Source organism: Arthrobacter sp. D5-1, from assembly GCF_017357425.1.
In the GTDB taxonomy this organism is placed as follows: Bacteria; Actinomycetota; Actinomycetes; order Actinomycetales; family Micrococcaceae; genus Arthrobacter.
On sequence record NZ_CP014571.1, the window covers coordinates 4,686,868 to 4,709,448 of the forward strand.

Consider the following 22,581-nt stretch of genomic DNA (forward strand, 5'->3'; position numbering starts at 1 on the left):
TTAGTGGGAACCCAGCACCATCCATCGATCAGTGCGTGCGCGAAGCCCCAAAGTCACGCCGCGGGCAAGCATGTAGCCCAGAGCAAACGCGGCCCACAGCCACAGGAGCCCCGCCTCGCCGTCGGGCCTTAACTGGTGGATGGCCACCAGCAGCGGCAGGTAGACCACCAGATTGACGACGCCGGCAATCGCCAGGTAGCGCGCGTCGCCGGCACCGATGAGGACTCCGTCCAGGACGAAGACATAGCCTGCCAGCGGCTGCCCGACCGCCAGGACCCAAAGAGCGACGGTGAGGGCGGAGCGGACACCGGCGTCGGGAGTGAAGAGGTAACCGGCCCAGGGTGCCGCAATGGCAAGGAGCACACCGGTGATCACGCCGAATCCCAGGCCCCAGCGGATCATGGTGCGGGTCAGCTCACGGACGCGTTGGGCGTTCCTGGCGCCGAGTTCCTTGCCGATCAAGGCTTGCGCGGCAATCGCCAGGGCATCCAGGGCGAACGCGAGGAACGAGAAAATGGTCATGGCCAACTGGTGTGCCGCGAGATTCACGGCACCTTGGGCGGTGACCACCAAAACCGTGGCGAGGATGGCAAGGCGGAGACTCAGGGTGCGCAGCATGAGCCACGAACCCACCTTGGTCATGGCGCGGACGCCATGCCAGTCGGGCTTCAAGGACACGCCGTGTTGCCGGGCATTCCGGCTCACCATCACCAGATAAACCGCCGCCATGGCCCACTGCGCAATGCTGGTGCCGATCGCCGAGCCAGCTACCGAGAGGTTCAGTCCGTAGACCAGGAACAGGTTGAGGGCGATGTTCAATGCAAAACCAGCAGTGGCCACCAGCAAGGGAGTCCGGGTGTCCTGGAGCCCACGGAGGACGCCGGTACCGGCGAATATGAGCAGCATCGCGGCCAGGCCAGGCATGGACCAGCGCAAATAGTCGACGGCGAACTGCCTCACGTCTCCAGTTGCTCCCATGAAGCCAACCAGCGGTTCAGCCGCCACAAAGCCAACCACCGCGAGGACCAGGCCCAGCAGCAGCGCCAGCCACACGCCGTCGCGCCCTGCCGCCAAAGCCTTGCCCAACTTGCCGTCGCCGATCGCCCGGGCCACTGCCGGCGTCGTCGAATACGCCAGGAAAACCATCAGCCCCACTGCGGTATGCAGAATAGTGGACGCGAGCCCTACACCGGCCAGTTGGTCGACGCCCAGGTGCCCAACGATTGCGGAGTCGGCCAGCAGGAACAGCGGCTCGGCTATGAGCGCGCCGAACGCGGGGACGGCCAGGCGGAGGATCTCGCGGGCGTTGGAGCGCGTGGGGGTAATTGTGGTTTGTGGCACTAAACAAGCCTAGTTGTACTGAGTCAGGACGTTGGTTACATCGTGAATGGGTGAAGACCTCTTAGGTTGGTGGTTACCACACACAGCCAACGACTAAGAGGTCTTCATGTCCCACCGTAATGCCCGTCTGACTCCGAACGGTAGGCGGATCCTTATCGAGCGCGTCCTCGCCGGCCGTCCCGTTGCCCATGTCGCGAAGGAAATGGGCATCTCGAGGACCTGCGCACACCGCTGGCTCAGCAGGTACAGGACGCACGGCTGGGACGGTCTTGAAGACCGCAGCTCCCGCCCAAGGTCGTGCCCGCACGCGACCTCCGCGGAAGTCGTATCTGATGTTCTGACCCAGCGCGTTGAGCACCGCGAAGGGCCAGCGGGCCTGGCCTTGCGCTGCGGGACGAGCGCACGGACGGTCTCTCGGATCCTGACCCGCGCGGGCATGCCCCGACTGTGGGACCTGGACCCGGTGACCGGGGTACGGATCCGGGCATCCCGTGCCACGGACCGCCGCTATGAGCGTGACGCTCCCGGAGATATGATCCACATCGACGTCAAGAAACTGGGGCGGATTCCCGACGGCGGAGGCTGGCGGGCCGACCCGAAGCAATCCGCCCGCAACCACTCAACAGGCCATACAAGGGTCGGTTTCGACTACGTCCACGTGGCCGTCGATGACCACACCCGTCTGGCCTACGCCGAGGTCCTGCCCGACGAGAAAGGCCCGACCTGCGCCGGGTTCCTCACCCGGGCCGCAGCGGCCATGGCAGCCAACGGCGCACCCGTCCGCAGAGTCATGACCGACAACGCGTTCGCCTACCGGCTATCGAAAGACTTCCAGGACGCACTGGCTGCACTGGGCGCCAAACACATCCTGATCAAACCCCGCCATCCCTGGCAGAACGGCAAAGCAGAACGCTTCAACCGCACCCTCCAAGAAGGCTGGGCCTACCGGCAACCCTTCACGTCCAACCAAGCCCGGACCGACGCCCTGCAGCCCTGGCTAGACTTCTACAACAACCACCGGCCCCACGGCAGCCTCGGAGGCAAACCACCCATCAGCAGGTGCAACCAACCTACTGACTGAGTACACCTAGTCCGCCGATGGCCGGGTACATTTGGGCCGTGTCACACGAGCATCCCGTCACCGTTTCCGTCGCCCGCACCATCCTGCCGGGCTATACCCGCCAAGCCAACGCGTGGGCCCACGCCGGCCAGGAACTCGCCCGCGAATGGCCGGGATACCTGGGGTCGGGGTGGGTTCGCAACGGGGTGGACTCCACCGAATGGCACATGCTCTATCGCTTTGCTGACGCCGAGTCGCTGCAGGAGTGGGAAGACTCCGAGGAACGGCGCTGGTGGATCGACAGCGCCAGGGACATGATGGAGACCACCCGCGTGGAGCGTCACACGGGAATTGAGGGCTGGTTTTCGCGGCCTGGCGACGTCTCGGTGGTGGTACCCGAAACAGTGGTGCCGCCGCGTTGGAAGCAGGCCATCAGCATCTTCCTGCCGTTCTTCCCGTTGAGTCTGCTGGCCAACTTCCTGCTGCATCCGTTGACCCAGGACTGGCCGTTGGTGTTCGCGGTCCTCTTGAACATCGTGATCCTCACGCCGTTGATGACGTACATCTTCCTGCCGATCACCACCCGGCTGCTGCAGCCATGGCTTCAGGCGAAGCCCCGCGGCAGCCGTCCCGTTCGGACCAAGGGGGCTGCGCGATGACCTACGTTCTTTCCGCAGACAAGGACCGCGTTGATCGCGATTGGCTCTGGAATGAACTCTCCACCAACGTCTACTGGGGGAGGTGGCGCACTCGCGCCGATGTTGAAGCACAGCTGGACAACGCTTGGCGGATCGTGGGTGCCTACGATTCCCGCACCGGCGCCATGGTGGGCTACGCCCGGGCGTTCTCCGACGGAGTCGCCATCGCTTACCTGGCCGACGTTTACGTCCACGAATCCGCGCGCGGCCAGTCGCTGGGCAAGGCCATTGTCCGGGAAATGATCGACGCCGGGCCGGGGGCAAACTTCCGCTGGATGCTCCACACCAGCGATGCACATGGGCTGTACCAGCAGTTCGGTTTTGCAGAACCGGATGCCCGCTACCTTGAGCGTCGCGAAGTCAGGTAGCTGGGAGTTTGGTCATAAAAAGCCACGATTAGTTGACACTTCAACTTAACTCCTGAAGGGTTGAAGTATGAACAAGTCCAGCTTGACCACCACAGCCCTGACCATCCTGCGCGTTATTGCAGGATTTCTCTTCGCCGCGCACGGTTGGCAGAAGTTCAACGAATTCACCATTGCAGGCACCCAGGCCTCCTTCGCCCAGATGGGCGTGCCCGGCGCCTCGGCCGTGGCGCCGATTGTTGCAACCCTGGAGCTCGTGGGCGGCATCGCGCTGATCATCGGGCTCCTTACCCGCGTGTTCGCAGCGCTCCTGGCCGTCAACATGCTCGGCGCACTCTTCCTGGTGCACGCGCCGGCCGGCGTCTTTGTCGGCAACGGCGGGTACGAGCTGGTGCTGCTCTTCGCCGGAGCCGCCTTGGCCCTCGCACTGGCCGGTGCAGGCAAAATCTCCGCCGACGCCGCACTGTTCGGCCGTTCAGGATCCAAGCTCCGCGTCCTCGCATAAACCACCCACCGACGCTCTCTCACATAACAGCCCCTATACAGCGACGGTCTCTCACTTTCTTGAGAAAAGTGAGAGACCGTCGGCGTTTAAGCACCGGGATGTGAGAGAGGATCGGGGATGTGAGGGGACTAGCCCTTGACGCCGGTCAGCTCGTTCGGGACATGCTCCACCTGCGCCGACTTCGCCACCTTGCCGGTCTTCAAGTCCACCGCGTGGATGGTGCGAGTCGCCGGCTCGGTGACGAACGCCGTCGAGCCCTGGACAAAGAGCGTTGGCCGTGGGTCCTGCCAGGTTGTGGATTCTTCCCAAGCCCCAACCACCGGGATCGTCGACGTAACGGTACCGGTCAGGGGATCGATCACACGCAGGCCGCCATCCGTGCCAAGTACCAGCGCCTCACCGGCGGGCCCGCGGCCGAGCGAACGGAAGGAGTAGCTGGTGCCGATATCCACCAACTGCAGGCTGGCCGTCTCAGTATTAACCAGGGAGATCCGCGTGGGCCGCTCGAGCTCGGCAGCCTTGTCCACCTTGTAGTCACCGAGAATGACCGGCGACTTTTCGGACCCCGCCTGGTTTCCCATCCGGCCGTAGGCATCAGGGCTGGCAACCTTGGTAATGGCGCCATCTTTGTAGATGAGCATCCCGTTTTCGCAGCCAACCACTACAGCTTCGTTGGCGGCTACGGCCTCGCCGTGAACTCCCGGGCAATCTTCGTTGCGCACTACTTCCTTGCGTTCCTGGCCCTTGCCCGCCGACAGCACCGCGATGCCCGAGCGCCCCTCCTCGTTGCCGAGTGTCACCAGGAGCTTGCCGTCTTCCAGCTCCACAGCCACACCGTGATGTGCCTCGGGCGTTGTATAGACGTCAGTCGCGGGCAACTTCCCATCCTCTACTGCAGCGGCCAGCGCAGAGGTTTGGAAGCTCTCCACCTTCCCGGAACCGTCGCTGAAGAGCACGGTCTTGTCTCCGTGCAGCACCACGTGACCGGCCTTGTCTGCCGCAAACGCCAACTCAGTCAGCTTGGGCTCGGCCACATAGTGGTGGCTGTGGTCGCCGTGCGGCTCCGTCCAGGCGCCTGCGTCGAAGAGGCGGAAGGAGTCGCCCGTGGAGACGAAGACGTGCCGGCCATCGCCGGCCGGGTTGAGCCGGCTGAAACCGGAAATTTCCGCACTTCCCACCTGCTCAAGCGAGGTAGCGTCCAGAACTGAAATGCCGGCGTCGTGGGTGTAAACGAGCCGCGGAGTCGGCGCCCCAGCCTCCTTTGCGCTGGGTGCGGAGGTGGCTTGGGGCGCTGCGTCGACTGCGTTGCCGGCTGAGCCGCCAGGGGCGGCGCACGCTGTCAGCAAGAGGGCAGAGAGCCCGACGGCGGCAATCGGCTGTGCGCGAAGTCGGCTTTTGCGCGTACTGCGGACAGGGGACATGGGAGTGGGGTGATGAGGCATGACTTAAATGATATTGATTCTCATTTATGGTGCAACTCGAGCCGCCGATCGGGTGCACTTGAGGTGTCTGTCCACGCGGACAGCCGGGCCTGACTTACTCACGTAACAGAAACCTGCCGACAGTAAGATTCCAAGCATGAGCGAAGACGCCGCCAATTCAGTGACCCTCCGTTTCCTCGCGGCTCCCATGGACATCGGACACAGCGGGTCAGTCGACGCCGGCACGGTCCTTGAGTGGGTGGACAAGGCAGCCTACGCAGCAGCAGTGGGCTGGTCGAAGTCGTATTGTGTCACCGCTTATGTGGGCAACATCCACTTCACGGATCCGGTCAACAGCGGCGACATGGTGGAGGTGACGTCCACCATCGTCTACACCGGCCGCTCTTCCATGCACATCCACACCGTGGTCAGCTCGCGTGATCCCAAGGGCGGCCCTGAGACGATGCACAGCCAGTGCATGGTGATCTTTGTGGCAGTGGGGCCCGACGGCAAGCCGATTCCCGTCCCCCAGTTTGAGCCGTCTACGCCTGGAGAGATCGAGCAACGAGACCATGCCTTGGCGCGCATCGAGGTCCGCGAGGAGATCGTCAATGCGATGAACGCCCAGGAATATACCGACGCCGGCACCGCCGAGCGCGTTGTCCTGCGGTTCATGGCGTCCCCCACAGATGTGAACTGGGGCGGCAAGGTCCACGGCGGCATCGTCATGAAATGGATCGACGAAGCCGCGTACGTTTGCGCCTCCCGGTACGCCGGGAAGGACACAGTGGCCGTATTCTCCGGTGGTGTGCGTTTCTACCGGCCACTGCTGATCGGTCACGTCGTAGAGGTGGAAGCACGTCTCGTCTACACCGGCGCCAAGGGCATGCACATTGCAGTCCACGTCCGCTCCGGAGATCCCAAGACCCGCGAAATGAACCTGACCACGTATTGCCTCACGGTGATGGTGGCGCGCGATGAAACGGGCACTGCCGTGCCGATTCCGTCCTGGGTACCAGTCTCCGAGGAGGACAAGAAGCTGCACGCCCATGCCCGCGAACTGCTGGAAATCCGTGGGCGGGCACCCGGAAACCGGCTGCCGGATCACCTGTTGAAGGCTTCGGGCCACTAACGTTGGGCAACTAAGGGAGCCGGCTCACCCTGAGTATCGAAGCGCGCGTGAGCTGTCCGTCATCGGTGAAGGCCCACCGTCGGCCGGGTTGGCCCCGGCTGCAGCCATGCCATCGCTGCCGCCTCCCATGAACTGCGCACGCCCCTGACATCGCTGCGGACCAACGCAGCAATGCTCCGGAACTCCGAACTTCCCCAGGTCAGCAAGGAACGCATTACCGGGGCCCTGGAGCATGAACTGATAGCCATGCAGTCCTTCATCGAGGACCTGATCGATCTGGCCCGAAACAAGGAGTCCCTTCCTTCATCGAAGAAGTTGATCTCAACGAACTTGTTCCTTACGCTGCCGCTGGCCGAAGGCAGCTAGGCATCTCGCCTGTTCGTCAGCCTGGCCGCAGTACACAGAACTCGTTGCCCTCGGGGTCCGCGAGGCAACGCCATGACACGTCGCCCTGGCCGACGTCAGCGTCAACGGCACCCAGGGTATGCAAACGGTCCACTTCTGCCGCTTGATCGTCAGCGGAGTAGGGCATCAGGTCGAGGTGTATTCGGTTCTGCAATGAGTCAGGGTCCGCCGTCCGGAGCAACTCCAGATATGGCCCGACCCCCGCGGACGAACGCAGCCTAGCGTGTTCATCCGTCACCTCGTGGAGGGTCCAGTCCATGGCACGGCTCCAGAAGGTGGCCATGGCCCGTGGATCTGCGCAATTGACCACCACAGTGGCAATAGGTCCGGTGTCTTGGTAGATCGGGCGGGGTTCCAACACGCAGAACAGGTTGCCCTCGGGATCTGCCAGCACCGTCCATGGCGCCTCTCCCTGCCCTATATCGGCCGGAGTCGCGCCGAGCTCCTTGAGCCGCGCAATAAGTTCCGCCTGGTGGGCAGCAGAGGTGGTAGCGAGATCAAGATGCACCCGGTATTGCACCGTCTCCGGGTCCGGAACTGTCACGACGTCAACGCAGACGGCTGAAGGGTCAGGCCACGTGAAACCCACGGGTTCAACGTTGGTCACACCGGGTCCCTCACTGGAAGTACCCCATCCGAGGGCGTCAGCCCAAAACTTCCCGAGAGCAGAGTCATCCCGGGCTTTGAAGTTCACTTGAACAAGTCGCAGTCCCATGCCGCACTACCCTATACCTGACCCGAGCCAGATACCGGAGCATCACGACTGTCCGCAGGCTCTGCCCTCTCGAGAGCGGCCACCAGATGTCCTTCGCTGCGTAGCGCCTGCTGCTCAGCAACGGGGACCCTATCGGAGGTATAACCGGTTACGGCCATCGGCAATGTCGGCCAGCCGAGGCTGTAGCACTACCCCACCAAGTTCTCCGCAGCACCGTCCATGTGCGCGATGATCGTCTCCCTCGCTTTGGCCGCGTTCCCGGTCTCAATGGCGGCAACAATGTCGTGATGCCGCCCGACACTCATGTTCCGCGTGGCTCGTTCCAGGCCGGCGAACATGATGGACATCCGGATGGAGCCCTCCAGTGATTCCCACGAATGCAGCAAGGTTTCGTTCCCGGACAGGCGGCAGAGCGTGCGGTGGAACTCGAGGTCGGATTCGATCCGCTCCTCCAGTGAGGACTTGGCGGCTTTGTCCATATTATCGACGGCGGCACGCAGCTCTGCGAGCGCGGCTTCCTTATCGGACATGTCACTAAGGGTCCGTGCAGCCAATGATTCCAGAACGCCGCGGACGGCGAAGATGTCACGGATTTCCTTGACGTCCAGGTGCCGCACGGACATGCGGCCTCGCGCTCCGGCTGAGATCAGGCCTTCCTGCTCCAGCTGGCGCAGGGCTTCGCGGAGGGTGCCGCGGCTGATCTGCAGCATCTCGGAAAGTTCGGTTTCCACGAGGTGCCGCCCGGGTTCGAGTTCACCACTGGTGATGGCGGTGCGCAGTGCTGCGAGCGCCTGTTCGCGCAGGCTCTTCTTCTCAAGTCCCAGCAGGGATGCGGTGGCCATGGTGTGTCCTCGGTTCTTTGGGCAACTGCTGACAGTCCGGTGTTAACAGTTGATACTACGGGCAGGAGTGCGGGACGGGCAGTCATGGCCGTCCCTCACTCCTGCTCGATAACAACAACTCAGCCGAGCTCTGCCAGCACCTTCGACACGATCCGGTCCACAGACAGTCCGTACCGTTCGTGCAGCGTCGGCAGCGCACCGGCGTCGAGGAACTGGTCCGGAAGCGCGATGGGAACCACGCGCTTGCCGAGACCGGCCGTCACGACGGCGGATGCAACAGTTTCGAACAGACCGCCAACAACGGTGTGGTTCTCCAGCGTGACGGCGAGCCGGTCGGTGTTGAGTTCTGCCAGGACGGTTGCGGAGTCGAACGGCTTGATGGTGGGCGTGTGCACCACAGCCACATCCACGTTATGGGCAGCCAACGCATCTGCTGCCTGCAGCGCACGCATGGTCATCAGGCCGGAGGACACGAACACCACGTCGTTGCCGCCGCGCAGGACCTTCGCCTTGCCGAGCTCGAACGTGTAGTCATACTCATCCAGGACCGTGGGGACGTTGCCGCGCAGCAGGCGCAGGTACGTGGGCCCTTCGGATGAAGCGAGCTGGGGCACAGCCTGCTCGATGTCCACGGAGTCGCAAGGGTCCACGATGGTCAGGTTGGGCATGCCGCGGAAGATCGCCATGTCCTCGGTGGCCTGGTGGCTGGGTCCGTAGCCGGTGGTCAGGCCCGGGAGGCCGCCGACGATGTTCACGTTAAGGTTCGGTTCGGCGATGTCCAGGCAGAGGAAGTCGTAAGCACGGCGGGCTGCGAACACGGAGTAGGTGGAAGCGAACGGGATCAGTCCCGTTTCGGCCATGCCCGCGGCGGCGCCGAAGAGGAGCTGCTCGGCCATGCCCATCTGGAAGAACCGTTCCGGAAACGCCTTGGCGAAGATATGCATATCGGTGTACTTACCGAGGTCTGCCGTAAGACCGACAATGCGGGAGTCAGCCTCAGCGGCCTTGACCAGCGCGTGTCCGAACGGAGCGGAGGTGGTTATCTGGCCCGGGTCCGCGAAGGACGCGATCATGGCGGAGGTCTTGAGCTTCGGTTTGGTCACTGTGCTCATGCTGAAACCGTCCCTTCGTATCCAGCGGTCAGCTGTTCGCGGCAGATCTGCCACTCGTGTTCTTCGATGCGCATGAAGTGCGCCTTTTCACGGGTCTCCAACAAAGGCACACCGCGGCCCACCTTGGTGTCGCACAGGATCACGGACGGCTGCCCTGAAGCAGACTTTCCCGCAACCGCCCTGCGGCTGGCGATGTTGTCGAACGCTGCCAGCAGCGCACCGACGTCGTTCCCGTCCACGCGCTGGGTGTACCAGCCGAACGATTCCCACTTCTCGGTGACCGGCTCGGTACGGAGCACGGTGTCGGTGGCGCCGTCAGCCTGGAGGGCGTTGATGTCCACCATGGCCGTCAGGTTTCCGAGCTGGTGGTGGTGCGCGCCCATGGCGGCTTCCCACGTCGAGCCTTCGTCGAGTTCGCCATCGGAAAGGAAGTTGATCACCCGCGACGGGGAGCTTTGCAGGCGCAGCCCAAGAGCCATGCCGACGGCGATCGTCAGGCCATGGCCCAACGAACCGCCGGAGATTTCCATGCCCGGGGTGTAGGTGGACATACCGGACATCGGCAGGCGTGAATCGTCGGAACCGTACGTTTCGAGCTCAGCGACCGGAACGATCCCGGCCTCGGCCAGCGCGGCGTAGTGCCCGATTGCGTAGTGCCCCGTGGAGAGCAGGAACCTGTCGCGGCCTTCCCAGTGCGGGTCTTCGGCCCGGTAGCTGAGCTGGTCGGCGTAAACGGCGGCCAGCATGTCAGCGGCGCCGAGCGCCTGGCCAACGTAGCCCTGGCCCTGGACCTCGCCCATGGTCAGGGCGTGGTGGCGGATGCGGTACGCGGCGGCACGGATGCGGTCAACGCGGTCGGCCGCAGGGGCGGCCGGAGCCGCTTCAACTGAGGAGAGAGTCACTGGTTTCCTTCCGGAGTCGGGCGCATACCGATGGGGAGAACGCGCACGACGTCAATGGGTGCTTTAGGCGTTTACCTTCTGGGGAGTTTTGCTGGCGGCTTCTTCGGCGAGCTCACGCTCACGCTTGCCCCAGGTTTCCCGGGTGATCAGTGCTGCCCACAGGCCGATGGCTGCGTAGAAGCTGAACAGCAGCGCCGGTCCCATCCAGCCCATGCTGACGAACAGCAGGGTGGTGATGAAGGGGGTGAAGCCGGAGACCATGGCGGAGATCTGGTAGGACAGCGACGCGCCGGACGACCGTGTCTTGGCTTGGAAGAGCTCCGGGAACCATGCACCCTGGGCGCCGGCGAGGGAGTTCTGGCAGACAGCGTAGGCGATGACGATGGTGGCGATGATCAGGAGGAACAGGCCGGTGTTGACCAGCATGAACATCGGGATGCCGAAGACCACTGCGAAAGCCGTTGACCAGATGTAGACGGGACGGCGGCCCACCTTGTCGGTCAGTTTGCCCCAGAAGTAGGTGGCGAAGATGCCGATGCCGGCAGCGACACAGAGGGCAACGAGGGTTTGGGTTTTGTCTGCCAGCTGGTTGGTGTGCAGGTAGGAGATCATGTACGTCACGGAGACGGCGTAGCCTGCGGTTTCGGCGATACGGAGGCCGATGCCCCGGACGATGTTGCGCCAGTCGGTCTTGATGACCTCAACGATGGGGGACTTCACGATGTCGCCCTTGGCCTTGACGTCTTCGAACACCGGGGACTCGGGAACCTTGGAGCGGATGATGAGGCCCACGGCCACCAGGACGATGCTCGCAAGGAACGGTACACGCCAGGCCCATTCGCTGCCGAGTCCTACGCTGCCGAGGAAGACGAGGTTCGCGAGGAGGAGTCCCACGGGGAAGCCGGCCTGCACGATGCCTGTGAACTGGCCCTTTTTCCGCCAGGGTGCGTGTTCGTAGCTCATCAGGATGGCGCCACCCCATTCAGCACCGAAGGCCAGGCCTTGGATGATGCGGACAAGGACAAGGAGCGCAGGAGCCAGCAGCCCCACCTGCGAGTAGGTCGGCAGGAGGCCAATGGCGAAGGTTGCCAGGCCCATGAGGATGAGCGAGGCCACGAGGACCGGCTTGCGGCCAAGCTTGTCGCCGAGGTGGCCGCCGATGATGCCACCCAACGGACGGGCAGCGAAGCCGACGCCGAGGGTCGCGAAGGAGGCCAGGGTGCCGGTCACCGGGTCGGCGCCCGGGAAGAATGCCGTACCGAAGTAAAGTGCAGCGGCGGTGCCGAAACCGATGAAGTCGTAGGTTTCGATGACTGCGCCAACGCCGGAACCGACGGCGACGCGCTTTGCTTCCTTGGTTCCATGAACCGGACCACGCATGGTCAGAGCTTCATTGCTCATCTGTCTTTTTCCCTTTCGAAGAGTGCGGCGCTTCTTCGGCAACCCCACTGTCGACAGTCAACATAATACGACAACTGTGACGCAGGGCACCAGCAATGTCAACAGTCAACTCTCAAGGTTGACTGTTGACAGTTAACGCAGCTAACGTGGCTTGCATCACTAAGGCACCTCGCCGATGAGGGCCCCAACATGAGGATCGACGACGATGTTCCATTCACGACTGGGCTGTTCTTCCATCAGCTTCCGCCACCAGGATTTGGCAACAGCCCTCCGCACCATGCGCGGTCTCGGATTCGAAGAGATCGACCTCGGCGCACTACCGGGCGTCTGCGACCATGTGCCGTACGTACTGGACGTGGAGGCAGTCGAAGCGGTCGCCGCCGTCGTCAATAGCTCGGGACTGCGCGTCCGCTCGGTCAACGGCGACGTCGGGTGCCTGAACGCAGCGCTCGACGCCGCTGCGCAGCAAGAGCGCGAACGGCACCTTGGGATGCTTCTCGCCCTGGCCTCCAAGACCGGCGCGAAGGCGCTCGTCCTGCCGTGCGGTGCCATCGACCGCGACCCCTTGCGGAGCCTCGAAGAAGACATCGACGTTGTAGCAACCCAACTGATCCACGCCTCACAGCGGGCGGCAGAGTTCGGCGTCGAGCTGTGGACGGAATCCCTGCACTACTACCGGCTCTGCTGGAACACCGAACGCGCCCAACTGCTCGCGGACCGCCTGGCCGGGTCCGACGTCGGCATCGTCATGGACTTCAGCCACATCGTTGCCTCCGGAGGCGATCCCGTGGATTTCATCCGCCGCGTCGGCTCGCGGATCAGGCATGTCCATCTGAGGGACGCCGTACCCGCAACGGAGACCGGGCCGGGCAACATCAACCTCAGCATCGGCCACGGCAAGGCCGACTTCGCAACCGGACTCGCAACGCTGCGGGACGCCGGCTACGACGGCCACTTCTCACTGGAGCTCGAAACCCGTGATGTCACGCACGACGAACGTCCGGCGGCTGCGGCGAAAGCGGCCAGCTTCATTACAGACCTCATCTAAACCGCGCCATCTCATATTCAAGGAGCACCATGACCACCATCCAGCGCACCGCAGTCCTCACCGGAGCTACCTCCGATCGCGGCATTGGCCTCACCACGGCCCGCCGCTACGCCAACCAGGGCTGGGGCATCGTCATCCTGGACCTCGACGGCGAGAAGTCCGCCAAGGTTGCAGCCGAGATCGCCAACGAATTCAACGTTCCGGCGTTCGGCTACGAAATCGACGTCGCCAACGAAGCTTCAGTCACCGCAGCGCAGGCCGCCGTCGCCGCTGAAGTTGCCGCCGGAAACCTCCCGGCTGTAGGAGCCCTCGCCAACATCGCCGGCATCACCTCGCCGGTCCCGTTCCTGGAGACCACGCTTGAGCTGTGGCACAAGGTCATGGACGTCAACGCCACCGGTACGTACCTGGTCACCAAGGCGTTCCTCCCGGACATGATCGCCAATGGATGGGGCCGCATCGTGAACATGTCCTCGGTGTCCGCCCAGCGCGGCGGCGGCGTGTTCGGCAAGGTTCCCTACTCCGCAGCCAAGGCCGCCATCCTGGGCTTCACCAAGGCACTCGCCCGTGAAATCGGCGAGACCGGAGTGACCGTCAACGCCATCACCCCAGGCGCCGTGGACACCAACATCCGCGTCGGCAGCACCGAAGAGCAGGAAGCCGCCATCAACGCCGGCATCCCCCTGGGCCGCAACGCCACCACCGAGGAAGTCGCCGCCGTGATCACGTTCCTCTCCTCCGAGGAAGCCGCCTACCTCACCGGCACCACCATCGATATCAACGGCGGCAGCCACATCCACTAATTCGAGCCGCTCGAAGGAAACCCAGGACCCACCATGACCCGAATCTTCAACGATCCCGCAGACTTTGCCGATGAAGCCCTCGCCGGTTTCTGCGACGCTCACTCAGACCTCGTCCGCCAGGTTGAAGGCGGCGCAATCCGCCGCGGCCGTCCGGCAACTCCAAAGGTCGCCGTCATCACCGGCGGCGGATCCGGACATTATCCGGCCTTTGCGGGCATCATCGGACCAGGCTTCGCTGACGGCGCCGTGGTGGGCAACATCTTCACCTCGCCATCAACCCAGCAGGCCTACTCGGTAGCCAAGGCCGCAAATTCAGGGGCAGGCGTGGTCTTCACCTACGGCAACTACGCAGGCGATGTGATGAACTTCGGCATGGCCAGCGAGCGCCTCAATGCTGAGGGAATCGCGACGGAGAACGTGCTGGTCACGGACGACATCGCCAGTGCCCCTTCGGACGAGGTAGAGAAGCGTCGCGGTATTGCAGGCGACTTCGTGGTCTTCAAGGTCATGGGTGCGGCGGCCGAAGCAGGGCTGGACCTCGAGTCCGTGGTTCGCGTGGGGCGCAAGGCCAACGAGTTGACGCGGACAATTGGCACGGCCTTCAGCAGCTGTACCTTCCCCGGCGCCGACCAACCCCTGTTCCGCCTTCCTGAAGGACAGATGGGCCTGGGCCTGGGTATCCACGGTGAGCCCGGACTGTTCGATACCGAGCTGCCATCCGCCGTCGAACTTGGCCAGGAACTGGTGCGGCGCGTTCTGGCCGAAACGCCGGCTACCGGTTCTACACGACTGGCTGTGATCCTCAATGGCCTCGGATCCACCAAACACGAGGAGTTGTTCGTTCTCTGGCGCACCGTGGCTCCCCTCCTCCGCGAAGCCGGCTACACCTTGGTCATGCCCGAGGTTGGGGAGCTGGTGACCAGCCTCGATATGGCAGGCGCTTCGTTGACGCTCACCTGGCTGGACGGCGAGCTCGAACAGTACTGGATCGCGCCAGCACTGACTCCGGCGTACCGTCGCGGTGCTGTGGGGTTCGACGTCGCTGCCGCGGACCCCGTTGAAGCCGAACTGGACGCGGTGCCTGCAGCCGACTATTCCTCCACAGTTGAGTCCCGCGAATATGCAGCCCAATGCCTTGCGGCCCTCAACACAACCGCCACACTGCTGCGGGATTCCGAGGCGATGCTGGGCGCCATGGACGCCATCGCAGGCGACGGCGACCACGGCCGCGGCATGGTCCGCGGATCCGCGGCAGCTCTGGATGCGGCGGCCGTTGCGTTTGAACGCGGTGCCGGAGCTGGGTCGCTGCTGGCGGCGGCGGGAGACGCCTGGGCTGACAAAGCCGGCGGAACATCGGGCGTCCTGTGGGGTGCCGGACTGCGCGCCCTTGGCGAGCGGTTGGGTGACTCTGAGAACCCGACCCCGGACGTCCTCACCCAGTCCGTTCGAGCCTTCGCGGACCGCATCGCGAGCCTCGGAAAGGCCGAGATCGGCGATAAGACCATGATGGACGCGCTGCTGCCGTTCGTATCCTCCCTTGAGAAGCGCATCGCTGCCGGTACCTACGCGGAGCAAGCGTGGTCCGCCGCGGCAGCCGACGCCACGCGGGCCGCCGAGTCCACCGCGGAACTTCGCCCCTTGAAGGGGCGTGCCCGGCCCCTGGCCGAGAAGAGCATTGGTACGCCGGACCCCGGGGCGACGTCGCTCGCCATGGTGTTTGCCGCCGTCGGGTCGCATTTCACCGCCATTCCCCTTGCAGCAACCACCTAGGAGATTCACATGCGCATCATTGTGGGCGCCGATGAAGCCGGCGTTGAGTACAAAGACCGAATCCTGGCCGACCTTGAGGCCGACTCCCGGATCGCTGAAGTGATCGACATCGGAGTAAACCGAGCCGACGAGGACTTCACCAGGCCCTACCCCTACGTGGGCATCGCGGCCGGCGAGATGATCCGCGACGGCAAGGCCGACCGGGCCATCCTGTTCTGCGGCACGGGAATTGGGGTGGCTATCGCTGCCAACAAGGTTCCAGGCATCAGGGCCACAGCTGCCCATGATTCGTTCTCCGTTGAGCGCTCCATCCTCTCCAATGACTGCCAGATCCTCACCATGGGCCAGCGGGTTGTAGGCGTGGAGTTGGCCCGCCGGTTGGCCAGGGAGTGGATCGGCTACGCGTTCGATCCTTCGTCCGGTTCAGCCGCCAAGGTAAAGGTCCTCAGCGACTTCGAGGGCTGCTGAAAACCTCTTCAGGGCGTGAAAAAGCCGCACAGGCGGGGAAAGCTCCCGCCTGTGCGGCCCGGACATTCAAGAATTACTTGATCAGCGCTGCTGCCTGGTCCATGAGGGCGCCCGCTGCTTCCGGCCCACCGGCCACACCATCTTCGGCAGTTGCCGAGGCGGAGATCAAGACACCATCCTTAATCGCGTGCGCAATAAAGATGGCGCCTTTTCTTCCATCAGGGAGCACCATTACGGTCTTGAAACCCTCGGTTCCGGGCACGTTGCCCACGCCTTCGACCTTCTGAGTAGAGGTGGTGAGCGTTTGCCCTTCAGCGGAGTAGGACACCTTTTTACACTCTTCCGCCTGGGATTTGCTCTTCTCCAAATCGTCTTGGAGACGGGCAGCATCGACGCCGGAGGTCATTGACACACTGCTGATGAAACCGTTGGCTTTGGTCCGGGTCGTGCCGGCCGCCGTGGAACCGTCGATGGTGCGCGGCGCCCCCAGCAAGAAAGGATCCTTACAGGCGGCGGGTTCGATGGTGGCTCCTGCGAATCCCTTAACCATCGAGTCATACTGCGCCAGCAGCTCGTCGCCGGAGAGTACGGCGGGGCTGGTGCCATCCGCCAGTTTGACCTGCCCGACCAATCCGATGAGCTCTTCCTTGGTGTACTGCTTCACGGGCGTCGGCGTCGAAGTAGCAGCCTCGCTGGCCGGGGCCGACGTTGATTCCTGTGCGGCCGTGGTACCACCACCACACGCCGTGAGAGCCAAAATTACCAGTGCCGATGCCCCGAATCCGAGCAGCGAATTTTTCTTCATGTGTTTCCCCAATAATTCTTAGTATGCGCCCGCAGTCACGGAGTCCACTTAGACTACTGGCCCTCATTGGTCGCCCCGGACCATGCCGTGGAGGCTAGAAGCCGCCGCCGCCAGCGCCTGCATCGCCTGCCATATTGGCAAAACGCGAGTAGTGGCCCTGGAAAGCAACAACGATGTCCTTGGTGGGACCGTTACGGTGCTTGGCAATGAGGATGTCCGCTTCGCCGGCGCGGGGCGATTCTTTGTCGTAGACATCTTCACGGTGCAACAGGATGACCATGTCGGCGTCCTGCTCGATGGAGCCGGATTCACGGAGGTCGGACACCATGGGGCGCTTGTCCTGGCGCTGCTCGGAACCACGGTTCAGCTGTGACAGGGCGATGACGGGAACCTGGAGCTCCTTGGCAAGCAGCTTAAGCGCACGCGAGAACTCGGAAACTTCCTGCTGGCGGGATTCCACCTTTTTGCCGGAGCTCATGAGCTGGAGGTAGTCGAGAATCACCAGTTTGAGGTCGTGCTGCTGCTTCAGGCGGCGGCACTTGGCCCGGATCTCCATCAGGGACATGTTGGGGCTGTCATCGATGAACAGCGGAGCATCGTTCATGCGACCCATGGTGGTGGCGATCTTGGACCATTGCTCGTCCTTGATGGTGCCCTTACGGAGGTCTTGCAGACCAATAGTGGCCTCTGCGGACAGAAGACGCATGGCGATCTCGTTCCGGCCCATTTCCAAGGAGAACATGACTGTAGCCAGGTTGTTCTTGATGGCGGCAGAACGGGCGAAGTCCAGCGCGAACGTGGACTTACCTACGGCAGGACGAGCTGCAATGACGATCATCTGGCCGGGGTGGAGCCCGTGAGTCAGTTCGTCCAGCTCGTAGAAGCCAGTGGGAACACCGGTCATGCCTTCGCCGCGGTGACCGGAAGCTTCGATCTCGTCCACGGTGGATTCCATGACGTCCTTCAACGCCACGTAGTCCTCTGCAGTGCGCTTTTCCGCCACAGCGTAGACCTCGGCCTGGGCCTGGTTGACAAGGTCTTCCACTTCGCCGTCCTGGCCGTAGCCCATCTGGACGATCTTGGTGCCGGCGTTAACAAGGCGGCGAAGGACAGCACGCTCGGCAACAATCTCGGCGTAGTAGCCAGCGTTTGCCGCGGTGGGCACTGTCTGGATGAGCTCGTGGAGGTAGGCGGGGCCGCCAATCCTGTTGATCTCACCGCGCTTGGTCAGTTCGTCCGAGACGGTCACGGCGTCGGCCGGCTCGCCACGACCGTAGAGGTCAATGATGGACTCATAGATGGTCTCGTGGGCCGGACGGTAGAAATCATGCCCACGGACGATCTCGACGACATCCGCGATCGCATCCTTGGACAGCATCATGCCGCCAAGTACCGACTGTTCTGCAGGGATGTCCTGGGGAGGTTTCCGGCTCGAGTCCGAAGCGCGTGTGCCCTCGATTGAGTCCAAGTGCGTAACTGACAAAGCCGTCCTCCATTTGTGTACCGCTGCAGAGATTTACTCCCCGGCGGCCCGTAAAGCGCAGTGTGTGGTGACTAAGTCCGCCGGTGTCTCTGACGATGTCAGGCAGGGCCGACAAAATAGCATTCCGTATCCACAAGTTATCCACAGCCGATTCCCCAAGCCCGCTGCCAATGGTGGTTGGAGCAGCGTCCGGGGAACTCAACAAGGGATATTCGCATCCAAAATGGACACTCCAGACACGTTACAGCAGGCGCCTGACACCCCCTGTGGAAAACCTGTGGAATACCAGCCCCTCGTTGTGCACAGACTGTGCGTTACCCTGTGGATAGAGAAATTCTTTTACAGGAAAATAGCGTCTGACCTGCGGAAACAGTCATCACAAGCTGTGGACTAAAGAAAGATTTGGGGCAATTTCATCCACAGACGCTCCGCCACTCTGAGCCTCATGAAGGGCGGAAAGCACCCCAAACATGCCGCAAATGTGATGCATCTTACAAACCGGCCCTAAATTTGACACCACCGTCTCAGAAGCCTATGCCGGAAGTGGAATGTGCTGTGGATAACCAAGTTCTGGCATAAGCTCTAAGCATGGGGATGAACTTTGGTGACGTGTTGACGCTTGCCCTTCCGCTTCTAGTCCTCGTTGGCCTGTTGTGGGCACTCACGGCGGCCTTCAAACCGCGTGATACCGGCGTCTCGGACGCGGAGAGGTATCAACGTGAACTGGCAGCCCGTTCGGCTGCGCACCAAGCGTCCCAAGTGCAGGAGGCGCTGGCCCTGCGCGCCCGGATTGAAGCCACCACCAAGCCGAGCCAGAATGAGGCAAGCCACCGGGAACAGGCGGAGAACACCAGGTCCGCTATTCAGGCCCAGGCCGCCCGTTCACACGCTGCCGGCCAGACCGGACACCAGCCTGCCGTCCTTCCCAATGGCCAACTGAACCCGCAGCTGGCGCTCGAGCTCCAAAACCTGGTCCGCAGCGGCAAGAAAATCGAGGCCATCAAGGTTCTGCGCCAAGCCACCCACTCGGACCTGCTTACCGCCAAGAACTACGTAGATCGGCTCTGACAACGCCATGGATTCCATCCTCATCCCGCTCCTGATCCTCATTGCGGTCATTGCGGGCGTGCTCCTGCTCATTCGCTCTTTCACCAAGCGTTCTGCTGAAACCTCAGCGGATGTGGCAGCCGCGAACGCCCCGAAGGATCCCGTCGAGCTAGCCAGGGAATCTGCCGCCAAGCTCAACCAGGAGCAGCACCGCCAGCTCTACTCCCTGATCGCCCGCGGACAGGGCATGGCAGCGATCAAGCTCTACTTACAGGCCACTGGCGAAGGCCTGCGTGCCTCGCGTGAAGCGGTTGGCGCCTTGGCTGCCCACCCGCAGCCTTTCACGCCGGAGCCGGCCGCCAAGGACCTGCTGGCTGAGGACGATGACGAGCCCGAGCGCTTTCCTTACCGTTACAGGGCGATCGTCAGCAAAGGCGAGGTGACGCGGGAAGTGAGCAGCAACATGCTCAACGATGAGATCTACGGACGAATCCGGACGCTCGCCAAAAGTGGAGATGTTGAGGGCGCAGCCATAGCGTTGACGCGCCACTCAGACATCACCATCAAACAAGCCCGCGAGTTTATTGAGCTGTTGGACGACTAGGAAAACCTAGAAGTCGAAGAGGTCTCCAAGGAAGCCTTCTTTTTTCTTGCGCTTACGGCCGTACCCATCGCGATCGTAGCCTTCGCGCCGATCGCCATCCCGTCGGTCGTAGTCGCGCCTGTCCCTGTCGTCATAGCGCGGCTGCTGCGGACGGGACTCAAACGGATTGTAGAGGGGCGGCGGCGCGACGGGGGGCTGGGACGGCGCGGCCGCAGGCCGGGCAGGGGCAGGGATGGTTTCTGCTGCGACGCGATCAATGATCTTGTCCAGCTCCCCACGGTCCAACCACACACCCCTGCATTGCGGGCAGTAGTCAATCTCCACGCCGCTTCGTTCGCTCATCACCAGGTCAATGGAATCCACAGGACACTTCATGGTTGCCCCAACGATCAGCCGCGTGAAAAAGTTCGGGCCAACCAAGGGGTGGGATTCACCAAGCACCCAGCACCACGTGCATACTGATCCGATGGTTCATCCCGATGTCCTCCAAGCGCACCGGCTTATGAACCTCCTGGGGAAGACGTGCTCCCTCCCCGTTCCCGAGCCTGACAACTCTGAGTACGGCGCCGCAACGTCCACCTGTGGGCATGCAGTGATCCGTTTCAGGGTGGGCAAGGTTACGCCGACCAAGGTGGGACTCTTCGTTGCGGTGTGGCGGCGGTCAGCTGCCGGAGGTACGGAACCGTTCCCGGCCGACCACCCGGATGCCAACGACGCCGACACTTTGGTGATCTCCGTCCGGGAAGGGGAAAACACCGGTCACTTCGTCTTTCCCCGGTCCGCCGTGGTCACTCACGGCATCAGTTCCCTCAGCGGAAGAGGCGGGAAGCGCGGGTTCCGTGTCTATCCTCCGTGGTCCGTCACTATCAACCCCCAGGCACGGAAGACCCAGGCGTGGCAGGTCGGGTACTTCCACTACTCCCCTGATGGCGGGCTACCGACCCGCTGAAATACCTGCCAACAGCTGTTCGAACGGCAGTGATTCAAGGGCGTCGGGCTTGCGGTTCGGCTGCGGGCCGCTGAGCAACTGCACCAGTTCTCCCGCAGCGCGGTCCACGCGCGCCGAAAGGGGCGAGCCGCCGTCGTCGGTGTTTCCCCAGTCCTGGGGTCCCGCGAACACGCCCGTAGCGGCAATCCTGGTGCGCAAGTAGGTGAACAGTGGGCGCATAGCGTAATCGAGGACCATCTGGTGGCGATCGGTGCCGCCTGTGGCGCCGAGCAGAACAGCCTTGCCATCCAGCGACTTCGGGTCCAGCACGTCGATGAACGACTTGAACAAACCACTGTAGGAGGCGCTGAAGACGGGGCTGACGGCGATGATGGCGTCGGAATCATCGACGCCGGCAATCACCTCAGCGAGGCGTGGCGCGGCATAGCCGGTGACGAAGTTGTTGGCGATATCCACGGCAAGGTCACGCAGTTCAACGGTGTCGATCTTCACGTCATACCCTGCAGCCCGCAACTGTCGCTCGGCGGAGGCGGCCAGCTGATCGGCCAGCAGGCGGCTCGACGACGGGACACCGAGTCCGGCGGAAAGGACGGTGATGCGGCGGGTTTCCATGGCATTCTCCTGTTGCTTGTTCATCCAGCTTACATGCGTTTGCATCTAAATCAATGAACAGGCGCATGCCCGAAACTATTCCCGGGAGGCCCTAGCCGCCCTCGATCCCCGTCAGGAACGCAACCGTGGCCGCCGTAATCTGCCCCTGGGCAACGTCGCGACCCACGCCGGGTTCGCCGTCGCCGGGCTGCGGCCCGTAGTCCCCGAAGAACGCATGGTTACCGCCCTGGACTTCCACAAAGGCGGCGTCACGGGGCAGCAGCTCGCGGGAGGCGTCGATCTTCCCAGGCGTACTGAGTCCGTCTTCGGAGCCCGAGATGGACAGGACCCTCAGCCCCGTGCGGTCGCACATGGAGTCCAGCGGGTAGGAGGCGTAGAGCAGCAGGCCGTCCACGTCCTGGTTGGACAGGGCAAATGAACCCGCGCTGACCCCGCCCAGCGAATGACCTCCAACAGTCCACGTGGAGATTTCCGGATGGGCAACCATGGCGCCACGGGCCTGGTTTCCGTCCAACAAGCTGAGATTGAGGGGCGTCTTGAGGATCACCACCAGGACCCCGGCATCCACTGCCGGCTTGAGGATGTCCACATACGCCCGAGCCTCTACGCGGGCGCCGGGGTAAAAGACGAGCCCCTTGGTGGCCGGCGCCCCTTCGGGCCTCATGACAATCGCCGTCAGCTCGTCAGCCACCGAGGCCTTGGGAGACGATCCCGTCGCTACGGCGCCCTGCTGGTAGGCGAAGGGATTCAGCCAAACGAGCATGGCCACCAAGGCCAGCACAGCCACGCGCCCGGCCCACGCGCCTGCAGCCCTTAGTGCCGAACGCTTGCGGGACGCGCGGCGGCGGCGCCACAGCAGAACAGCCCAAAGAAGTCCGACGACGACGGCAGTCACCAACAGCGCGGGCAGCAACGGGTGTCCGCGCAGGACAGCGGGATTCCCGAGCAACATCCACAGGGGCACCAAAACCAAGGCGCCAACACACAGGACAGAGGCCCAAAAGAGCGCCGGCCTGCGTGTGGCGGGTGGGACTTTAAGGGAGGTGGTCATACTCCAATAATAGTTCCATCATGGAGATACTTTGAACTTTTC

Annotated in this window: 25 protein-coding genes; 13 read left to right on the top strand and 12 right to left on the bottom strand. The window is 63.1% G+C overall.

Annotation, left to right across the window (positions count from 1 at the left end):
- Complete coding sequence (locus AYX22_RS21720; protein WP_207595518.1) at window positions 1–1,341, bottom strand: MATE family efflux transporter; 1,341 nt, start codon at window positions 1,339–1,341, stop codon at window positions 1–3.
- A 106-nt stretch (window positions 1,342–1,447) separates the two neighbouring features.
- On the opposite strand from AYX22_RS21720, the gene AYX22_RS21725 reads away from it, so the two are divergent.
- The 4 genes from AYX22_RS21725 (at window position 1,448) to AYX22_RS21740 (ending at window position 3,969) form a co-directional block, all read left to right on the top strand.
- Window positions 1,448–2,422, top strand: coding sequence for an IS481 family transposase (locus AYX22_RS21725; RefSeq protein ID WP_207595519.1), 975 nt, complete (start codon window positions 1,448–1,450; stop codon window positions 2,420–2,422).
- A 38-nt stretch (window positions 2,423–2,460) separates the two neighbouring features.
- A complete protein-coding gene (locus tag AYX22_RS21730) occupies window positions 2,461–3,060 on the top strand; it encodes an antibiotic biosynthesis monooxygenase (protein WP_089597001.1) in 600 nt (199 codons plus the stop codon).
- Complete coding sequence (locus AYX22_RS21735; protein ID WP_089597002.1) at window positions 3,057–3,467, top strand: GNAT family N-acetyltransferase; 411 nt, start codon at window positions 3,057–3,059, stop codon at window positions 3,465–3,467. The genes AYX22_RS21730 and AYX22_RS21735 overlap by 4 nt, the downstream gene beginning before the upstream one ends.
- A 67-nt stretch (window positions 3,468–3,534) precedes the next feature.
- Window positions 3,535–3,969 carry a DoxX family protein gene (locus AYX22_RS21740; RefSeq protein ID WP_089597003.1) on the top strand — a complete coding sequence of 145 codons (435 nt, stop codon included), beginning with the start codon at window positions 3,535–3,537 and terminating at the stop codon, window positions 3,967–3,969.
- Window positions 3,970–4,097: 128 nt separating this feature from the next.
- Here AYX22_RS21740 and aztD read toward each other — a convergent pair whose 3' ends face one another.
- Entirely contained in the window at window positions 4,098–5,411 is a 1,314-nt protein-coding gene (aztD, locus tag AYX22_RS21745) for a zinc metallochaperone AztD (RefSeq protein ID WP_207595520.1), read from the bottom strand.
- Between the two features lie 136 nt (window positions 5,412–5,547).
- Between aztD and AYX22_RS21750 the strand changes: the two genes are divergently transcribed.
- Window positions 5,548–6,522: an acyl-CoA thioesterase gene (locus AYX22_RS21750; RefSeq protein ID WP_207595521.1), complete on the top strand. Its 975-nt coding sequence runs from the start codon at window positions 5,548–5,550 to the stop codon at window positions 6,520–6,522.
- Between the two features lie 171 nt (window positions 6,523–6,693).
- Window positions 6,694–6,888 (top strand): hypothetical protein, encoded by a 195-nt coding sequence (locus AYX22_RS21755; protein ID WP_242703450.1) that lies wholly within the window; start codon window positions 6,694–6,696, stop codon window positions 6,886–6,888.
- Between the two features lie 16 nt (window positions 6,889–6,904).
- Here the strand turns inward: AYX22_RS21755 and AYX22_RS21760 are convergent, their stop codons facing one another.
- The 5 genes from AYX22_RS21760 to AYX22_RS21780 form a co-directional block, all read right to left on the bottom strand.
- Window positions 6,905–7,642 (bottom strand): VOC family protein, encoded by a 738-nt coding sequence (locus AYX22_RS21760; RefSeq protein ID WP_207595522.1) that lies wholly within the window; start codon window positions 7,640–7,642, stop codon window positions 6,905–6,907.
- A 188-nt stretch (window positions 7,643–7,830) separates the two neighbouring features.
- Entirely contained in the window at window positions 7,831–8,484 is a 654-nt protein-coding gene (locus tag AYX22_RS21765) for a GntR family transcriptional regulator (RefSeq protein ID WP_207595523.1), read from the bottom strand.
- Window positions 8,485–8,603: 119 nt separating this feature from the next.
- Window positions 8,604–9,596: a transketolase C-terminal domain-containing protein gene (locus AYX22_RS21770; RefSeq protein ID WP_207595524.1), complete on the bottom strand. Its 993-nt coding sequence runs from the start codon at window positions 9,594–9,596 to the stop codon at window positions 8,604–8,606.
- A complete protein-coding gene (locus AYX22_RS21775; protein WP_207595525.1) occupies window positions 9,593–10,498 on the bottom strand; it encodes a transketolase in 906 nt (301 codons plus the stop codon). The genes AYX22_RS21770 and AYX22_RS21775 overlap by 4 nt, the downstream gene beginning before the upstream one ends.
- 63 nt (window positions 10,499–10,561) lie before the next feature.
- Window positions 10,562–11,899: an MFS transporter gene (locus AYX22_RS21780; RefSeq protein ID WP_207595526.1), complete on the bottom strand. Its 1,338-nt coding sequence runs from the start codon at window positions 11,897–11,899 to the stop codon at window positions 10,562–10,564.
- 205 nt (window positions 11,900–12,104) lie between these two features.
- On the opposite strand from AYX22_RS21780, the gene AYX22_RS21785 reads away from it, so the two are divergent.
- Genes AYX22_RS21785 through AYX22_RS21800 form a run of 4 tightly spaced genes read left to right on the top strand, consistent with a single transcriptional unit; the run spans window position 12,105 to window position 15,988 of the window.
- The gene (locus tag AYX22_RS21785; RefSeq protein ID WP_207595527.1) at window positions 12,105–12,947 is read left to right on the top strand and encodes a sugar phosphate isomerase/epimerase; all 843 of its coding nucleotides are present in this window, start codon (window positions 12,105–12,107) and stop codon (window positions 12,945–12,947) included.
- Window positions 12,948–12,976: 29 nt separating this feature from the next.
- On the top strand, window positions 12,977–13,750 hold the full coding sequence (locus tag AYX22_RS21790; RefSeq protein ID WP_207595528.1) for an SDR family NAD(P)-dependent oxidoreductase: 774 nt from the start codon (window positions 12,977–12,979) through the stop codon (window positions 13,748–13,750).
- 33 nt (window positions 13,751–13,783) lie between these two features.
- Window positions 13,784–15,520: a dihydroxyacetone kinase family protein gene (locus tag AYX22_RS21795; RefSeq protein WP_207595529.1), complete on the top strand. Its 1,737-nt coding sequence runs from the start codon at window positions 13,784–13,786 to the stop codon at window positions 15,518–15,520.
- Window positions 15,521–15,529: 9 nt separating this feature from the next.
- The gene (locus AYX22_RS21800) at window positions 15,530–15,988 is read left to right on the top strand and encodes a ribose-5-phosphate isomerase (RefSeq protein ID WP_278251943.1); all 459 of its coding nucleotides are present in this window, start codon (window positions 15,530–15,532) and stop codon (window positions 15,986–15,988) included.
- Window positions 15,989–16,061: 73 nt separating this feature from the next.
- Here the strand turns inward: AYX22_RS21800 and AYX22_RS21805 are convergent, their stop codons facing one another.
- A complete protein-coding gene (locus tag AYX22_RS21805; RefSeq protein WP_207595530.1) occupies window positions 16,062–16,793 on the bottom strand; it encodes a hypothetical protein in 732 nt (243 codons plus the stop codon).
- 94 nt (window positions 16,794–16,887) lie between these two features.
- Complete coding sequence (gene dnaB, locus AYX22_RS21810) at window positions 16,888–18,276, bottom strand: replicative DNA helicase (protein ID WP_089597011.1); 1,389 nt, start codon at window positions 18,274–18,276, stop codon at window positions 16,888–16,890.
- A gap of 594 nt (window positions 18,277–18,870) precedes the next feature.
- Between dnaB and AYX22_RS21815 the strand changes: the two genes are divergently transcribed.
- Window positions 18,871–19,344 (top strand): hypothetical protein, encoded by a 474-nt coding sequence (locus tag AYX22_RS21815; protein WP_089597012.1) that lies wholly within the window; start codon window positions 18,871–18,873, stop codon window positions 19,342–19,344.
- A gap of 7 nt (window positions 19,345–19,351) precedes the next feature.
- On the top strand, window positions 19,352–19,927 hold the full coding sequence (locus tag AYX22_RS21820) for a hypothetical protein (RefSeq protein ID WP_207595531.1): 576 nt from the start codon (window positions 19,352–19,354) through the stop codon (window positions 19,925–19,927).
- Between the two features lie 6 nt (window positions 19,928–19,933).
- Here the strand turns inward: AYX22_RS21820 and AYX22_RS21825 are convergent, their stop codons facing one another.
- Window positions 19,934–20,290, bottom strand: a complete 357-nt coding sequence (locus AYX22_RS21825; protein WP_242703451.1) for a zf-TFIIB domain-containing protein — start codon at window positions 20,288–20,290, stop codon at window positions 19,934–19,936.
- 10 nt (window positions 20,291–20,300) lie between these two features.
- Here AYX22_RS21825 and AYX22_RS21830 point away from each other — a divergent pair, with 10 nt between their 5' ends.
- Window positions 20,301–20,876: a MepB family protein gene (locus AYX22_RS21830; RefSeq protein ID WP_207595533.1), complete on the top strand. Its 576-nt coding sequence runs from the start codon at window positions 20,301–20,303 to the stop codon at window positions 20,874–20,876.
- On the opposite strand, the gene AYX22_RS21835 is transcribed toward AYX22_RS21830, so the two are convergent.
- Window positions 20,862–21,488 carry an FMN reductase gene (locus AYX22_RS21835; RefSeq protein WP_207597690.1) on the bottom strand — a complete coding sequence of 209 codons (627 nt, stop codon included), beginning with the start codon at window positions 21,486–21,488 and terminating at the stop codon, window positions 20,862–20,864. The two genes, AYX22_RS21830 and AYX22_RS21835, sit on opposite strands and share 15 nt — an antisense overlap.
- A 91-nt stretch (window positions 21,489–21,579) precedes the next feature.
- Entirely contained in the window at window positions 21,580–22,539 is a 960-nt protein-coding gene (locus AYX22_RS21840; protein ID WP_207595534.1) for an alpha/beta hydrolase, read from the bottom strand.
- Window positions 22,540–22,581 lie beyond the last annotated feature (42 nt).

Excerpts from the sequence above, each read along its gene's own strand:
- AYX22_RS21765 (WP_207595523.1), bottom strand. The coding sequence starts at position 8,484 with ATGGCCACCGCATCCCTGCTGGGACTTGAGAAGAAGAGCCTGCGCGAA.
- AYX22_RS21760 (WP_207595522.1), bottom strand. The coding sequence starts at position 7,642 with ATGGGACTGCGACTTGTTCAAGTGAACTTCAAAGCCCGGGATGACTCT.
- AYX22_RS21735 (WP_089597002.1), top strand. The coding sequence starts at position 3,057 with ATGACCTACGTTCTTTCCGCAGACAAGGACCGCGTTGATCGCGATTGG.
- AYX22_RS21750 (WP_207595521.1), top strand. The coding sequence starts at position 5,548 with ATGAGCGAAGACGCCGCCAATTCAGTGACCCTCCGTTTCCTCGCGGCT.
- AYX22_RS21830 (WP_207595533.1), top strand. The coding sequence starts at position 20,301 with ATGGTTGCCCCAACGATCAGCCGCGTGAAAAAGTTCGGGCCAACCAAG.
- AYX22_RS21780 (WP_207595526.1), bottom strand. The coding sequence starts at position 11,899 with ATGAGCAATGAAGCTCTGACCATGCGTGGTCCGGTTCATGGAACCAAG.
- AYX22_RS21755 (WP_242703450.1), top strand. The coding sequence starts at position 6,694 with ATGCTCCGGAACTCCGAACTTCCCCAGGTCAGCAAGGAACGCATTACC.
- AYX22_RS21840 (WP_207595534.1), bottom strand. The coding sequence starts at position 22,539 with ATGACCACCTCCCTTAAAGTCCCACCCGCCACACGCAGGCCGGCGCTC.
- aztD (WP_207595520.1), bottom strand. The coding sequence starts at position 5,411 with ATGCCTCATCACCCCACTCCCATGTCCCCTGTCCGCAGTACGCGCAAA.
- AYX22_RS21785 (WP_207595527.1), top strand. The coding sequence starts at position 12,105 with ATGTTCCATTCACGACTGGGCTGTTCTTCCATCAGCTTCCGCCACCAG.
- AYX22_RS21725 (WP_207595519.1), top strand. The coding sequence starts at position 1,448 with ATGTCCCACCGTAATGCCCGTCTGACTCCGAACGGTAGGCGGATCCTT.
- AYX22_RS21820 (WP_207595531.1), top strand. The coding sequence starts at position 19,352 with ATGGATTCCATCCTCATCCCGCTCCTGATCCTCATTGCGGTCATTGCG.
- AYX22_RS21790 (WP_207595528.1), top strand. The coding sequence starts at position 12,977 with ATGACCACCATCCAGCGCACCGCAGTCCTCACCGGAGCTACCTCCGAT.
- AYX22_RS21795 (WP_207595529.1), top strand. The coding sequence starts at position 13,784 with ATGACCCGAATCTTCAACGATCCCGCAGACTTTGCCGATGAAGCCCTC.
- AYX22_RS21835 (WP_207597690.1), bottom strand. The coding sequence starts at position 21,488 with ATGGAAACCCGCCGCATCACCGTCCTTTCCGCCGGACTCGGTGTCCCG.
- AYX22_RS21740 (WP_089597003.1), top strand. The coding sequence starts at position 3,535 with ATGAACAAGTCCAGCTTGACCACCACAGCCCTGACCATCCTGCGCGTT.
- AYX22_RS21770 (WP_207595524.1), bottom strand. The coding sequence starts at position 9,596 with ATGAGCACAGTGACCAAACCGAAGCTCAAGACCTCCGCCATGATCGCG.
- AYX22_RS21805 (WP_207595530.1), bottom strand. The coding sequence starts at position 16,793 with ATGAAGAAAAATTCGCTGCTCGGATTCGGGGCATCGGCACTGGTAATT.
- AYX22_RS21800 (WP_278251943.1), top strand. The coding sequence starts at position 15,530 with ATGCGCATCATTGTGGGCGCCGATGAAGCCGGCGTTGAGTACAAAGAC.
- AYX22_RS21815 (WP_089597012.1), top strand. The coding sequence starts at position 18,871 with ATGAACTTTGGTGACGTGTTGACGCTTGCCCTTCCGCTTCTAGTCCTC.